Below are 14,675 nucleotides of genomic sequence, written 5' to 3' on the forward strand. Positions count from 1 at the left end.
TCAGCGAACTAGAAGCGGTAGTGAGAGAACGCGCGGTTGGCCTCAGCCATCTTGAAGAGGTCCTCACGCTTCTTGACGGAGGCACCCACGCCGTTGGAGGCGTCGATGATCTCGTTGGCAAGGCGCTCGGCCATGGTCTTCTCCTTGCGGGCGCGGGAGAAGTTGACCATCCAGCGGATGGCAAGGGTGGTGGCACGACGGGAGTTGACCTCCATGGGCACCTGGTAGGTGGCGCCACCGACGCGCTTGGGCTTGACCTCGAGGGTCGGACGGATGTTGTCCATGGCCTTCTTGAAGACGGCCAGGGGATCGTCGCCGGCCTTCTCCTTGACGATGTCGAAGGCACCGTAGACGATGCGCTCGGCGGTAGCCTTCTTGCCGTCCAGCAGGACCTTGTTGATCAGCTGGGTAACAAGACGGTTGTTGTACACGGCGTCAGGCTGAACCTCACGACGGGTCTTTGCAGATGCACGACGCGGCATTTGTTTCTCCTAAGATCTAAAAAGCGAGTGTGGCGGTTGGCTTGACTACTTGGCGCGCTTGGTGCCGTAGCGAGAACGGGCCTTCTGGCGGTTCTGGACGGCGGCGCAGTCGTAGGCGCCACGGACGATCTTGTAGCGGACACCCGGGAGGTCACGGACGCGGCCGCCACGGATCAGGACGATGGAGTGCTCCTGGAGGTTGTGGCCCTCGCCGGGGATGTAAGCGGTGACCTCGATGCCGTTGACGAGACGGACACGGGCGACCTTACGAAGAGCCGAGTTCGGCTTCTTGGGCGTGGTGGTGAAGACGCGGGTGCAGACGCCGCGCTTCTGGGGGTTGTGCTGCAGGGCTGCGTTCTTGGACTTGGACTTGACGCTCGTGCGTCCCTTGCGAACCAGCTGGTTGATAGTAGGCAAAGCTCTCTCCTTCTATACCTATCGACGTGCTTCTTTGTTGTGTATTCAAGGGCTGCGCAGCACCGCTGCCCCGGATTGACGCGACGATGAACATTACGCCGCACTTTTCCTGATGTCAAAACGCCACGGAGCCGGGCGTATCCATTCTCCACGCCGCACACACAGATGGGCGCCCCCGCATCAGGCGAGAGGGGCTACTTGGCCTCAATCTCCTCGAGCTCGACCTCGTTTCCGCGCAGAAGGACGGTGTCGGCGCTGCCGCAGTGGGGGCAGACCTTTCCGTGGGCCACGGTGCCGTAGGTTTTTCCGCAGGCGTTGCAGACCGTGACCGCGTCTATGCGGCGAACGTCCAGGACCGAGCCCTGGAGAAGGTCGCTCTTCTGGACGGCCCACTTCCAACAGTCCTGCAGGTAGTCCGGCAGGACGCCGGAGACCTCGCCCAGGGCAAGGCCCACACGGGCCACGGAGGTGAGGGAGTTCTTCTCCCCCACCTCCTCGACCATCTTGATGACGTGGAAGACTATGCCAAGCTCGTGCATTGGCTACTGGGCCTTCTTCTTGCCCTTGAGCAGGAGCTTGATGCCGCGCTTGGCCGCGTGGGGCAGGATGGCCTTCATCTTGTCCTCGGAGCGGACCATGGTGGAGCAGGCGGGGTTGTCTCGCCTGAGGTGGATGGCGTCGAACTCGCAGCGCGTGGTGCACAGGCCGCAGCCAATGCAGCGGTTGGCGTCCACGATGGAGGCGCCGCAGCCCAGGCAGCGGGCCGTCTCCTTCTTGACCTGCTCCTCCGTGAAGGTGTGGCGCACGTCGGTCCAGTCGTGCAGGACGGACGTCACGTGGTCGCAGGCGGGCACCTGGCGGCCGCAGTGGTCGTAGCCGTTGGGGTCGACCAGGATGTCGGACTTGTCCAGCTCCACGTAGTGCAGCTGGTTTCTGCCGATGGTGAGCGAGGAGCCCTTCTGCGCATAGCGGTGCAGGGACTCGGCTGCCTCGTGGCCGGCGGCGATGGCGTCGATCACAAAGCGCGGGCCCGTATAGGCGTCGCCACCCACAAAGACGTCGGGCTGCGCCGTCTGGTAGGTCTTGGCGTCCGCCACGGCGGTGTTGCCGCGGCCCAGCTCCACCGCGGAGCCGGCGAGAAGGTCTCCCCACTCTATGGACTGGCCGATGGAGAGCACCACGTTGGTGCAGGGCACGAAGACGGTGTCGCTCTCGTCGTAGGTGGGGGCAAAGCGGTGGTCGTAGTCAAAGACGCTGGTGCAGCGCTTGAAGGTGACGCCGCTCACGTGGCCGGACTCGTCCACCTGGATGGAGGCGGGGCCCCAGCCGCAGTTGACGTGGACGCCGTCCTCCTCGGCCTCAGAGACCTCCTCGGGCAGTGCCGGCATCTCGTCGCGGGCCTCCAGGCAGAACATGGAGACGTCGTCGGAGCCGCAGCGCACCGAGACACGCGCGGCGTCGATGGCGACGTTGCCGCCGCCGATGACAACCGTGGCGCCCTTGACCTCGTGGTTGGGGTCGTCAAGCGCGCAGCGCAGGAAGTCCACGGCCGTGGAGACGCCCTCGGCGTCCTCGCCGTCAACGCCCGCTCGACGGCCGCCCTGGGCGCCAATGGCCAGGTAGAAGGCGCAGAAGCCCTGCTTGCGCAGCTCGTCCAGGGTGACGTCCTTGCCCACCTCGACGCCGCAGCGGATCTCGACGCCCATCTCGCGCAGGACGTCGATCTCGGCGGCCACGACCTGCTTGGAGAGCTTGTAGGACGGGATGCCGTAGGTCATCATGCCGCCTGGCAGCGGGTTCTTCTCGAAGACGACGGGGTCATAGCCCTTGTCGGCCAGGTAGTAGGCGCAGGACAGGCCGGCCGGGCCGGCGCCGGCGATGGCGATCTTCTCCTTGCGGCGGCCGCGCATGGAGGCGATGGTGGGCTCGGGCACGTAGCGGGTCTCGGCGTCCAGGTCCTTCTCGGCGATGAACTTCTTGACCTCGTCGATGGCCACGGCCTCGTCGATGGTGCCACGGGTGCAGGCGGCCTCGCAGCGGCGGTTGCAGACGCGGCCGCAGACTGCCGGGAACGGGTTCTTGCGCTTGATGATGCCAAGGGCCTCCTTGTAGCGCCCCTGGGCGGCCATGCGCAGGTAGCCTTGGACGGGCACGTGGGCCGGGCAGGCCACCTTGCAGGGGGCGGTGCCGGTCTCGTGGCACTCGATGCGGTTGTCGTTCTTGTAGTTCCAGTTCCAGTCGTCCTCGCCCCAGTGCTTGTCGTCGGGCAGGGGCTGGACGGGGTAGCTGACCTTGCCGTCCTTCTTGCAGAGCTTCTGGCCGAGCTTGGGAGCGCCCGCCGGGCAGACCTCCACGCAGGCGCCGCAGGCCACGCACTTGGCCTCGTCGACGTGGGCCACGTAGGCCGAGCGGCTCATGTTGGGCGTGTTGAAGAGCTGCGAGGTCCTGAGGGCGTGGCAGACGTTGACCTGGCAGTTGCAGATGGCAAAGATCTTGTCCTCGCCGTCGATGTTGGTGATCTGGTGCACGAAGCCGTTCTTCTCGGCACGCAGGAGCGTCTCTATGACCTGGTCATAGGTGATGAAGTGGCCCTTGCCGGTCTCCACCAGGTAGTCGGCCATGTCACCGATGCCAATGCACCAGTCCTGCGGGTCGTCCGGGCTGCCCACGTTGCGGGTGCGCTCGCCCAGGCGGCAGGAGCAGGAGCCGGCCGCGTAGTGGTCGTACTTCTTGAGCCAGTGCGAGATGTGCTCGATGTCCACGGACTGGTTCTCGTGCTCGATGGCCTTCTCGACGGGGATGACGTGCATGCCGATGCCGGCGCCTCCGGGCGGGACCATCTTGGTTACCTTGGTGAGCGGCAGGTAGGCCATGCGCTCGAAGAAGGTGCCGATCTCGGGGTGCTCCTCGAGCTGCTTCTGGTTCATGAGCGTGAACTCGGCGGAGCCCGGAACGAACATGGGCAGCACGTACTGCTTGTCGTGCTGCGGGTTCTCCCAGTTGTACTCGATGATGCCCTTGACGGAGAGCGCGTCGAGAAGCTCCTGCACGTGCTCGGCGGGCTTGCCGCTGGCGGAGACCACCTGCGCAAGCGTCATGGGCACGCGCACCTTCATGCAGCTGGTGAGCTGGGCCTCCTCCTCGGTCATGACGGAGGCGAGTCCCCAGTAGTCGGGGTCGGTGACCTTGGTCTTGTTGCCAATGCGGTCAGAGATCTTCTGCGCCTCGGAGAGCACGGTGGGCTTGAGCGGCTCTGACGCGGCGGGGCCGGGCTGGTCCGGGTCGGTGGGCACCCACTGCGTGAAGGTGTCGTTCTCCGAGAAGTACTCGTCGGCGATGATGCGGTGGGGCTCGCCGGCCGGGTTGGTGGTCGGGATGACGTTTCTGGCTGCGATCTCCTCGTCGGTGAGCGTGCCCCGCATGGGGTTCTCCTCCATGTTTGCGGACATGTCCTCTCCTTCTTCGTAGGGCCGGCGCGACCCCTCAGACGCGACGGCGGCTCTCAAGCTGCTGATGGGGAGCTACGCGGTCTTCCAGGCACTCACCTGGTCGCGAAGCCACTGGTACCACTCGTCCATGCCCTCGCCCGTCTTGGCGCAGATGGGGATGACGCGCGCGTTGGGGTTGCGCATGGCCACGTTGGCACGGCACTTGTCGAGGTCAAAGTCAAAGTAGGGCGCGACGTCCATCTTGTTGACCAGGACGACGTCGACCACCTGGAACATGAGCGGATACTTGAGCGGCTTGTCGTCTCCCTCGGGCACGGAGAGGATGCAGACGTTCTTGCAGGCACCCGTGTCAAACTCCGCCGGGCACACCAGGTTGCCCACGTTCTCCAGGAAGACGAGGTCCGCGTCCTCGGCGGCAAGGCCCGCAAGGCCCTGCGCGCACATGCCGGCGTCAAGGTGGCACATGCCGCCCGTGTGGAGCTGAATGGTCTTGGCGCCCAGCTTGGCGATGGTGGCGGCGTCCACGTCAGAATCGATGTCGGCCTCCATGACGGCCAGGGCGAGCTCGTCTCCCAGGGCCTCGATGGTGCGGCTGAGCGTGGTGGTCTTGCCGGAGCCCGGGGAGCTCATGAGGTTGAGCAGGAACTGGCCGCGCTCCTTGAGGCTGGCGCGCAGGGCGTCGGCCTCCCGATCGTTGTCGGCAAAGACCGACTCCTTGATCTCGAGGATCTTGTACTCGTCCATGTGGCTACCGCCTGACGTCGATTTTTGACTGGGTTTCAAGTATATAGGCGCACGCCCTTCTCGCATACGCAAACGCGCGCTGCTTTGGCGAGAAGGGCGCAGGTGGCGGGGTGGGCGGCACCCAGGCGACCCGAGCGGCGCAAAAAAAGGGCGGCCCCGGATGGAGCCGCCCCTTGCGGTGCTATGCGTCTGGCGAGAAGCGCCTACTCCTCGTCGGAGGACTCGGACTTCACGACCTGGGAGAGCAGGTCGTCCAGGGAGCCAAGGTCTTCGTTGATGACGTCGCCGCCGGCGTTGGCGGAGGCGTCGTCGCTTGCGCCGCCAATAAGCTCGTCATCCTCAAAGTGGTGCTTTGCGGGAGCGGCGGTGCCGAGCATGATGTCGGCGTCGGCGTCAGGCGAGAAAACCATGTTCAGGAGCTGAGACAGGTCCTCGCTGTCAGCCTCGTCGTCCTCGGGCTCGAGGATGTAGAGCAGGCCGCGGGCCTCGAGACCGTCGCGCAGCTCCTCGATGGCCTTGGCGCCAATGCCATCGATGCGCAGCAGGTCGTCCTCGGTCTTGCCGATGAGGTCACCCACGGTCTCGATGCCGACCTCGCTGAACTTGTTGGTCCAGCGCTGCGACACGCCCAGGTCGTCGAAGAGGTAGAGCTTGGCCTCCTCGCTGGAGAGCGTGCGGCCGTTCTTGGAGTAGACCCCGCCGAAGCCGAAGTCATCGCCCACCCAGTCAAGCTGCTTGGGGAGCTGCTCCTCGATGCCCTTGAGCTCGTCGGGCGCCCACTCCGGCAGGCTCTTGGCAAGCGGGCTCGTCGGGCCGTCGATCTTGGTGCCGTGGTAGGTGAGCTCGACGTCGTGGTAGGCGGACAGGCCGGTGCCAGCCGGAATCTGCTTGCCCACGATGACGTTGGACTTGAGGTCCAGCAGGTGGTCAACGTCGCCCTCGATGGCGGCCTCGGTGAGGACGCCGGCGGTGCGGATGAAGGACGCGCTGGAGAGCCAGGAGTCGATGGAGCTGGCGACCTTGAGGGTACCAAGGATGACCGGCTCGGCCTCGGGCGGGGTTCCGCCGGCGAGGGCCACGTTGCGGACGGTCTCCGCAAAGACGTAGCGGTCGACGTACTGGCCCAGCAGGTACTGGGAGTCGCCGGGGTTGGTGACCTGGACGCGACGAAGCATCTGACGTGCGATGACCTCGATGTGCTTGTCGTTCAGGTCGACGCCCTGGGACGTGTAGACGTCCTTGACGGACTCGACGAAGGTGTGCATCGTCGACTCGATGTCCGTGAGCTTGCGCAGCTTGCGGAAGTTGACGAAGCCACGGGTGATCTGGTCGCCGGCGCGGACCTCCACGCCGTCCTCGATGCCCGGCATGAAGCGGGCGGAGGCGGGAACACGCCACTCCTCGATGGTGCGGGTGTTGTCCTCGACGTCCAGGATGCGGATGAGGTACTCGGTCTGCTCCGGGGTGATGCGCAGGAGACCGGACACGGGGGCCAGGTCGGCCTCGCGGCCCAGGATCTTCTCGTTGACGTTGCCGACGACGTCGAACATGCGGGCGACCGTCGGGAGGCCCTGCGTGATGTCGTCAGCGCCAGCGACGCCGCCGGAGTGAATCGTACGCATGGTGAGCTGGGTGCCCGGCTCGCCGATGGACTGGGCGGCAATGATGCCGACGGCCGTGCCGATGTTGACCGGACGACGCGTGGAGAGGTCCCAGCCGTAGCACTTCTGGCAGACGCCGTACTTGGACTTGCAGGTCAGAAGTGCGCGGAGCTCGACCCTCTTGAGGCCGTGCTCGACGAGCATCTCGAGGTCAGCCTTGGACTCGATGTAGGAGTCCCTGGCGATGAGGACCTCGCCGGTCTGCGGGTCGACGATGTCGTTCAGGGCGCAGCGGCCAACGAGGTCGACGTCGACGTCGGTCTCGCCCGGCTTGATCAGCGGGTAGGTCACGCCCTCGTCGGTGCCGCAGTCCTCCTCGCGGACGATGACGTCCTGGGCCACGTCGACCAGACGACGGGTCAGGTAGCCGGAGTCGGAGGTGTGGGACGCGGTGTCGACGAGGCCCTTACGGGCGCCGTAGGTGGAGATGAAGTACTCCAGCGGCAGCAGGCCCTCGCGGAAGTTTGCCTTAATGGGCAGGTCGATGGTCTCGCCGGACATGTCGGCCATGAGGCCTCGCATACCAGCGAGCTGACGCAGCTGGGTCTTGGAGCCACGGGCGCCGGAGTCGGCCATCATGTAGATGGGGTTGTCCTCGGCGAAGCCCTCCAGCATCTTGGAGCCCATGAGGTCGGTGCACTCGGTCCAGGCGTTGACGACCTCGACGTGGCGCTCTCGCTCGGACAGGAAGCCGTCCTCGTAGTACTCGTTGATCTGGTCGACGCGGTCCTGGGCCTCCTCGAGGAGCTCGGGCTTGTCCTCGGGAATGACGGCGTCCCACACGGAGACGGTCAGGCCGGCGATGGTGGCGTAGTGGAAGCCGGTGGCCTTGATGGCGTCCAGGATGGGCTCCACGTCAGCCAGCGGGTAGCGGTCGCAGCAGTCGTTGACCAGGGCGCCGATGTCGCTCTTCACCATCTTGTAGTTGATGAAGGGGTAGTCGGCGGGCAGGCACTGACGGTTGAAGATGATGCGGCCGATGGTGGTCTCGAAGCGAACGGCGTGCTCGGTGACGTCGTAGTCCTCGGTGGTGCCGCGCTTGACGAGCACGCGGAACAGGCGACGGCCGTTCTCCACCACGTTGGCGTCCTGCGGCTTGACGCGAACGATGACGCGCTCCTGCAGGTCGAGCCCCTTGTCCATCTCGGCGGCGAGAAGCGCGTCCTCAAAGTCGGCGTAGATGGCGGGCTTCTCGGGGGCCTCGGACTTCTCGGTGGTGAGGAAGTAGGTGCCGAAGACCATGTCCTGGGAGGGAACGGTCAGCACCTTGCCGGAGGCCGGGGAGCGCAGGTTGTTGCTGGACAGCATGAGGACGCGGGCCTCGGTCTGGGCCTGCGTGGACAGCGGCACGTGCACGGACATCTGGTCGCCGTCGAAGTCGGCGTTGAAGGGGGCGCACACCAGCGGGTGCAGGTGGATGGCCTTGCCCTCAACCAGGACCGGCTCGAAGGCCTGGATGGAGAGGCGGTGCAGCGTAGGTGCGCGGTTGAGGAGGACCAGGCGATCCTGGATGACCTCGTCAAGGACGTCCCACACGGCCGGCAGGGAGCGGTCGATGGCGCGCTTGGCACCCTTGATGTTCTCCACCTTGCCAAGCTCGACGAGGCGACGCATCACGAAGGGCTTGAAGAGCTCCAGGGCCATCTGCGAAGGCAGGCCGCACTGGTGCAGCTTGAGCTTGGGGTCGACGACGATGACCGAACGGCCGGAGTAGTCGACGCGCTTGCCGAGCAGGTTCTGGCGGAAGCGGCCCTGCTTGCCCTTGAGGGCCTCGGCGAGCGACTTCAGCGGGCGACCGCCACGACCGGTGACCGGACGGCCACGACGGCCGTTGTCGAAGAGGGCGTCCACGGACTCCTGGAGCATGCGCTTCTCGTTGTTGACGATGATCGCCGGGGCGTCAAGGTCAAGCAGGCGCTTGAGTCGGTTGTTGCGGTTGATGACGCGACGGTACAGGTCGTTGAGGTCGGACGCGGCAAAGCGGCCGCCGTCGAGCTGGACCATCGGACGAAGGTCGGGCGGGATGACCGGCACGACGTCCAGGATCATGTTGGCGGGGTCGTTGCCGCCCTTCAGGAAGGCGTCGACGATCTCGAGGCGCTTGATGGCCTTCTCGCGCTTCTGCTTCTGGGCGTCGTCGGAGGCGATGATCTCGCGCAGCTTCTTGGCGTCGGCCTCGAGGTCGATGCCGCGGAGAAGCTCGCGGACGGCCTCGGCGCCCATGCCGCCCTTGAAGTACAGGCCGTAGTAGCGCTTGAGCTCGGAGAACAGGCCCTCGTCAGAGATGAGCTCGCGCTCCTCGAGCTGCATGAACTTCTCGTAGGCGTCGCGGCGGAGAGCCTTCTCCTCCTCGTACTCCTCCTCGATGTCGGAGATGGCGGCGCGGAGCTCCTCCGGGGACATGACGTCCTCGTCACCGAACTCGTCGTCGGAGGGCTGGGCCTTCTCCTTCTCGCGCTCGATCTCGTTGTCGCGCTCGGCGTCCAGAGCCTCGAGGTCGGCGGCGAGCTCCTCGCGAAGCTCGTCGGCGTCCTCCTCGCGGCCCTCGGCGTCAACCTCGTAGATGACGTAGGAGGCGAAGTACAAGACCTTCTCGAGGTCCTTGGACTTCATGTCGAGCAGGCGGGCCAGCGGGAAGGTGGCCGGGCTCTTGAAGTACCAGATGTGGCTCACAGGAGCGGCGAGCTCGATGTGGCCCATGCGCTCGCGGCGTACCTTGGCGGTGGTCACCTCGACGCCGCAGCGCTCGCAGACGATGCCGCGGAAGCGGATGCCCTTGTACTTGCCGCAGGCGCACTCCCAGTCCTTGACCGGTCCGAAGATCTTCTCGCAGAACAGGCCGTCCTTCTCGGGCTTGAGGGTGCGGTAGTTGATGGTCTCCGGCTTCTTCACCTCGCCATAGGACCAGCTGCGGATGTCGTCGGCCGAGGCCAGCGAGATCTTGATTGCGTCGAAGTCAGTGGTATCGAAGTCTGCCACAGTCGCTACTCCTTATCGCTGTTCGCGTCGCCGACGAGGACCTCGGAGGCCTCATCGCTGGCGGGGATGGTTCCGCCGATGAGCTCGTTGCCGTCGCCCATGCTGGCGAAGACGTCGACGGGGCTCTCGGTGGAGACGGCCTTCTCGTCACGAGAGCGCTGCTCGCGCTTCTTGTAGGAGATCGGCTCGATGTCCAGGGCGAGGGAGCGGATCTCCTTGACCAGGACCTTGAAGGACTCGGGGATGCCGGCGGCGGGCACGTTCTCGCCCTTGACGATGGACTCGTAGGTCTTGACGCGGCCGTTGGTGTCGTCGGACTTGACGGTGAGAATCTCCTGCAGGACGTTGGCGGCACCGTACGCGTACAGTGCCCAGACCTCCATCTCGCCGAAGCGCTGGCCGCCGAACTGGGCCTTGCCGCCCAGGGGCTGCTGCGTGACGAGGGAGTAAGGGCCGGTCGAGCGGGCGTGAATCTTGTCGTCGACCATGTGGCCGAGCTTCAGGATGTAGGAGGTGCCCACGGTGATCTGGCTCTTGAAGGGCTCGCCGGTGCGGCCGTCGTACAGGGTGGTCTTGCCACGCTCGTTGAGCTGCGGGACAAAGTCGGCGCGCATGTGCTCGCCGTACATCTGCATGGCCTTGTTCATCAGGTTGATGTTGGTGCGACGCTGGATCTCGGCAACCTCGACGTCGGTTGCGCCGTCAAAGACGGGCGTGGCGACGTTGATGGGGCCAGGGACGTAGCGCTTGGAGTCGGTGGACTCGTCGTCCCAGCCGTGGGCGGCAGCCCAACCGAGGTGGCACTCGAGCAGCTGGCCGACGTTCATACGAGAAGGAACGCCCAGCGGGTCCAGAAGGACGTCGACGGGGGTGCCGTCAGCCATGTAGGGCATGTCCTCGACGGGCAGGACGTTGCAGACGACGCCCTTGTTGCCGTGGCGGCCGGCGATCTTGTCGCCCTGCTGGATCTTGCGGCGCTGGGCGACGAAGACGCGGACGAGCTCGTTGACTCCGGGCGGGAGGTCGTCGCCAGCCTCGCGGCTGAAGCGGACGACGTCGACGACGCGGCCGTAGGAGCCGTGCGGCATCTTGAGGGAGGTGTCGCGGACGTCGTGGGCCTTGGCACCGAAGATGGCGCGCAGCAGGCGCTCCTCGGCGGTGAGGGCCGTCTCGCCCTTGGGCGTGACCTTGCCGACCAGGATGTCGCCAGGGCCGACCTCGGCGCCGATGCGGATGATGCCGTCATCGTCGAGGTTGGCGAGCATGTCCTCGGAGAGGTTCGGGATCTCTCGGGTGATCTCCTCGGGGCCGAGCTTGGTGTCGCGGGCGTCGATCTCGTGACGGGAGATGTTGACGGAGGTCAGCAGGTCGTCCTGGACGACGCGCTCGGACACGATGATGCCGTCCTCGTAGTTGAAGCCCTCCCACGGCATGTAGGCCACGGTGAGGTTGGCGCCCAGGGCGAGCTCGGAGTTGTCGATGGAGGTGCCGTCAGCGAGCGGCTGGCCCTTCTCGACCTTCTGGCCGGCGTGGACGATGGGTCGGTGGTTGATGCAGGTGGACTGGTTGGAGCGCTGGTACTTGGGCAGGTCATAGCGCTCGGAGCCGTACTCGTCGGAGTAGACGACCACGTGGGCGGCGTCGACCTCGGAGACGGTGCCCGCGTGCTGGGCCACGATGAGCTCGCCGGAGTCCTTGGCGGCGCGCTCCTCCATGCCGGTGCCCACAAACGGGGCGTGCGGACGAATCAGGGGCACGGCCTGGCGCTGCATGTTGGCGCCCATGAGGGTACGCTTTGCGTCGTCGTGCTCCAGGAACGGAATGAGGTTGGCGGCCACGGAGAGCAGCTGGCGCGGCGAGACGTCCATGTAGTCGACGTCCTCGACGGGCACCTGGGCGGGAGCGCCGAAGGAGCCGTCGAAGTCGCGCGTACGGGCGATGACGCGCTCGGGGTGGTAGATGTTGCCCTTGGAGTCGATGGCCACGAACTTGCCGGTCTTCTCGTCAAACGGCGTGTTGGCCGGGGCGATGTTGTGGGTCTCCTCCTCGTCGGCGGTCATCCAGTCGATCTTGTCGGTGACCTTGCCGTCCTCGACGCGACGGTACGGGGACTCGATGAAGCCGTAGTCGTTGACGTGGGCGTAGAGGGCCAGGGAGCCGATGAGGCCGATGTTGGGGCCCTCGGGCGTCTCGATCGGGCACATGCGGGCGTAGTGCGAGTTGTGGACGTCGCGGACGGCCGTCGGCACGTTGGTGCGGCGGCTGGAGCCGGACTTGTGGCCAGCAAGGCCGCCAGGGCCCAGGGCGGACAGACGGCGCTTGTGGGTCAGGCCGGCAAGCGGGTTGGACTGGTCCATGAACTGGGACAGCTGGGAGGAGCCGAAGAACTCCTTGATGGCCGCCACGATCGGGCGGATGTTGATGAGGGACTGCGGCGTGATGTCGTCAGCGTCCTGGGAGGCCATGCGCTCGCGCACGACGCGCTCCATGCGGCTCATGCCGATGCGGAACTGGTTCTGGACCAGCTCGCCGACGGTGCGCACGCGGCGGTTGCCAAAGTGGTCGATGTCGTCGAGGCGCTTGGTGTCGTCGCCCTCGTGGACGGCGAGCAGGTAGCGCAGGGCGGAGACGATGTCCTCCTGCGTGAGGACCTTCTCGGAGTCGGCCACGTCGATGCCGAGCTTCTTGTTGACCTTGTAGCGGCCGACGCGAGCGAGGTCGTAACGCTGCGCGTTGAAGTAGAGGCCGTCGAGAAGGGAGCGGGCGGAGTCCACGGTGGGGGGCTCGCCGGGGCGCTGGCGACGGTAGATCTCCAGCAGGGCGTCCTCGCGAGTGGTGGCGGTGTCGCGCTCGAGGGTGGAGCGGACGACGTCGGAGTCACCCAGGAGGGTAAGAATCTCATCGTCGGTCTCGGCGATGCCGAGGGCGCGGAGGAACATGGTCGCGGACTGGCGACGCTTGCGGTCGATGGAGACCACGAGGTGGCCGCGCTTGTCGACCTCAAACTCGAGCCAGGCACCACGGGCAGGGATGAACTGCGCGCGGTGGACCAGGACGCCGTTGTCCATCTCAGAGGAGAAGTACACGCCCGGAGAGCGGACGAGCTGGGAGACGACGACGCGCTCGGTGCCGTTGATGATGAAGGTGCCGCGCTCGGTCATGAGCGGGAAGTCACCCATGAAGACGAGCTGCTCCTTGATCTCGCCGGTCTCCTTGTTGACGAAGCGGACGTCAACGAAGAGCGGGGCCTGATAGGAGATGTCCTTGGCACGGCACTCGGCGATGGTGTGCGCGGGGTCGCCGAACTGGTGGTCACCAAAGACCACCTGCATGTTCTTGGCGGAGTTCTCGATCGGCGAGAACTCTGCGAAAGACTCGGCGAGACCCTCCCCCATGAAGTGCTCGAACGACTCCTTCTGAACGGAGATGAGGTTGGGCAGCTCCATAGCCGGAGCGATCTTGCTGAACGTCATGCGTCCGTTGCCCTGCGGTTTGGTGAGATTGGTCTTTGCAGTAGACACCAGGCTGTTCCTCCTTCAAAAGGGTGGAATGCGGCAATTGTCGCAACGTAATAATTTAGCTGAGGTCAACCCATGCGTCAATGAACAGTCTTGACTTCTGAGAATCCTTGGGCTAGATATCTTGGTCCACCTATATCTACCTGCGCAAACGCTAGGCAGAAACGCTCAAAATTGTGTAGTAATGATGGGCAGGCAGAATGCCGCAGAGTTGCCACGCCAGACCAAACGGCAACAAAAAAGGAGCCAGGCCATGCGGCCTGACTCCCTGGCTTGGCTTATGCCGAAGCTGCGCTTAAGGAATAACTTAGGCGAGCTTGACGGTGGCGCCGGCCTCCTCGAGCTGCTTCTTGGCGGCCTCGGCGTCCTCCTTCTTGGCACCCTCGAGGACGGCCTTGGGGGCGTTCTCGACGACCTCCTTGGCCTCCTTGAGGCCGAGGTTGGTCAGAGAGCGGACGACCTTGATGACGGCGATCTTGTTGTCGCCGAAAGCCTCGAGCACGACGTCGAAGTTGGTCTTCTCCTCCTCGGCGGGAGCGGCAGCAGCGGGAGCAGCGGCCACGGCCACGGGGGCAGCAGCGGAGACGCCGAAGACGTCCTCCAGCTCGTGAACGAGCTCAGAAAGCTCGAGGGCGGGCATCTCCTTGAGGGCCTCGATGATCTCATCCTTGGTGACAGCCATGTCAATTCTCCTTTTATAGGGGACGCAGCTTGTTGCGTCCCGACAATGTGGTGTGGTGCGGGTTTGGAAGCAGCGTAGGAACTACGCAGCGTCCTTCTCGTCGGCGACGGCCTTGAGGGCGGTAACGAGACCGCGGGCAGGACCGGCGCAGACCTGGGCGATGCCAGAGAGCGGGCTGGCCATGACGTAGACCAGCTGAGCCATGAGCTCCTCGCGGGAAGCCAGATCGGCGTAGGCCTTGGCCTCGTCGGCGGAGAGAGCCTTGCCATCAGCGATGCCGCCGATGAAGCTCATCTTCTTAAGCTTCTCGGACTGCTCCTTGATGACCTTGGCAGCGTCCACAGGATCCTTCTCGTAGAACACGTAGGCGCAGGGGCCGGCGAGGAGCTCCTCGATGTCGGGCTGGCCAGCGTTCTTGAGAGCGATCTTGACGATGTTGTTCTTGTAAACCTTCATCTCGGCGCCGACCTCGCGCAGGGCGCGGCGGAGCTGCTGAGTCTCCTTAACGGAGAGGCCCAGGTAGTCGATGACGAAGACGCCCTTGGAGGCCTCGATGGAACCGGCGACCTTCTCGAGCATGTTGACGTTTGCAGTGCAGGGCATGAATTACACCTCCTTGAATGCGGACAGGCACGTTCCGCCATCACGGCGGGCCTTCCACAAAAGAAGACCCCGCTCAGGCTTTGCCAAAGCGGGGTCCTCAAGGATGCGAATCTCTGAGACCACCTCGGCTGGCGGATTAC

The 14,675-nt window shown here is 65.1% G+C and carries 9 protein-coding genes; all 9 read right to left on the reverse strand.

What is annotated here, in order from left to right; all coding sequences use genetic code 11:
• Positions 1 to 8: 8 nt before the first annotated feature.
• The 9 genes from rpsG to rplJ all read right to left on the reverse strand — a co-directional run bounded on the left by rpsG (position 9) and on the right by rplJ (position 14,535).
• Entirely contained in the window at positions 9 to 482 is a 474-nt protein-coding gene (rpsG, locus tag DXV50_RS07850; protein ID WP_117205674.1) for a 30S ribosomal protein S7, read from the reverse strand.
• A 45-nt stretch (positions 483 to 527) separates the two neighbouring features.
• A complete protein-coding gene (gene rpsL, locus DXV50_RS07855) occupies positions 528 to 899 on the reverse strand; it encodes a 30S ribosomal protein S12 (RefSeq protein ID WP_117205675.1) in 372 nt (123 codons plus the stop codon).
• Positions 900 to 1,093: 194 nt separating this feature from the next.
• Positions 1,094 to 1,438: a hydrogenase maturation nickel metallochaperone HypA gene (locus tag DXV50_RS07860; RefSeq protein ID WP_117205676.1), complete on the reverse strand. Its 345-nt coding sequence runs from the start codon at positions 1,436 to 1,438 to the stop codon at positions 1,094 to 1,096.
• Between the two features lie 3 nt (positions 1,439 to 1,441).
• Positions 1,442 to 4,348: an FAD-dependent oxidoreductase gene (locus DXV50_RS07865; RefSeq protein WP_117205677.1), complete on the reverse strand. Its 2,907-nt coding sequence runs from the start codon at positions 4,346 to 4,348 to the stop codon at positions 1,442 to 1,444.
• Positions 4,349 to 4,420: 72 nt separating this feature from the next.
• Positions 4,421 to 5,092 (reverse strand): hydrogenase nickel incorporation protein HypB, encoded by a 672-nt coding sequence (hypB, locus tag DXV50_RS07870; RefSeq protein ID WP_117205678.1) that lies wholly within the window; start codon positions 5,090 to 5,092, stop codon positions 4,421 to 4,423.
• 203 nt (positions 5,093 to 5,295) lie between these two features.
• Positions 5,296 to 9,732 carry a DNA-directed RNA polymerase subunit beta' gene (locus DXV50_RS07875; protein ID WP_117205679.1) on the reverse strand — a complete coding sequence of 1,479 codons (4,437 nt, stop codon included), beginning with the start codon at positions 9,730 to 9,732 and terminating at the stop codon, positions 5,296 to 5,298.
• Positions 9,733 to 9,737: 5 nt separating this feature from the next.
• A complete protein-coding gene (gene rpoB, locus DXV50_RS07880; RefSeq protein ID WP_117206024.1) occupies positions 9,738 to 13,205 on the reverse strand; it encodes a DNA-directed RNA polymerase subunit beta in 3,468 nt (1,155 codons plus the stop codon).
• Between the two features lie 352 nt (positions 13,206 to 13,557).
• On the reverse strand, positions 13,558 to 13,932 hold the full coding sequence (gene rplL / locus DXV50_RS07885; protein ID WP_117205680.1) for a 50S ribosomal protein L7/L12: 375 nt from the start codon (positions 13,930 to 13,932) through the stop codon (positions 13,558 to 13,560).
• 81 nt (positions 13,933 to 14,013) lie between these two features.
• Complete coding sequence (gene rplJ / locus DXV50_RS07890; protein ID WP_117205681.1) at positions 14,014 to 14,535, reverse strand: 50S ribosomal protein L10; 522 nt, start codon at positions 14,533 to 14,535, stop codon at positions 14,014 to 14,016.
• Positions 14,536 to 14,675 lie beyond the last annotated feature (140 nt).

It is taken from the genome of Paratractidigestivibacter faecalis (assembly GCF_003416765.1).
GTDB classification, from domain to species: domain Bacteria; phylum Actinomycetota; class Coriobacteriia; order Coriobacteriales; family Atopobiaceae; genus Paratractidigestivibacter; species Paratractidigestivibacter faecalis.

Coding starts and splice junctions, on each gene's coding strand:
- rpsG (WP_117205674.1), bottom strand. CDS start 482: ATGCCGCGTCGTGCATCTGCAAAGACCCGTCGTGAGGTTCAGCCTGAC.
- DXV50_RS07860 (WP_117205676.1), bottom strand. CDS start 1,438: ATGCACGAGCTTGGCATAGTCTTCCACGTCATCAAGATGGTCGAGGAG.
- DXV50_RS07865 (WP_117205677.1), bottom strand. CDS start 4,348: ATGTCCGCAAACATGGAGGAGAACCCCATGCGGGGCACGCTCACCGAC.
- hypB (WP_117205678.1), bottom strand. CDS start 5,092: ATGGACGAGTACAAGATCCTCGAGATCAAGGAGTCGGTCTTTGCCGAC.
- rpoB (WP_117206024.1), bottom strand. CDS start 13,205: ATGACGTTCAGCAAGATCGCTCCGGCTATGGAGCTGCCCAACCTCATC.
- rplL (WP_117205680.1), bottom strand. CDS start 13,932: ATGGCTGTCACCAAGGATGAGATCATCGAGGCCCTCAAGGAGATGCCC.
- rplJ (WP_117205681.1), bottom strand. CDS start 14,535: ATGCCCTGCACTGCAAACGTCAACATGCTCGAGAAGGTCGCCGGTTCC.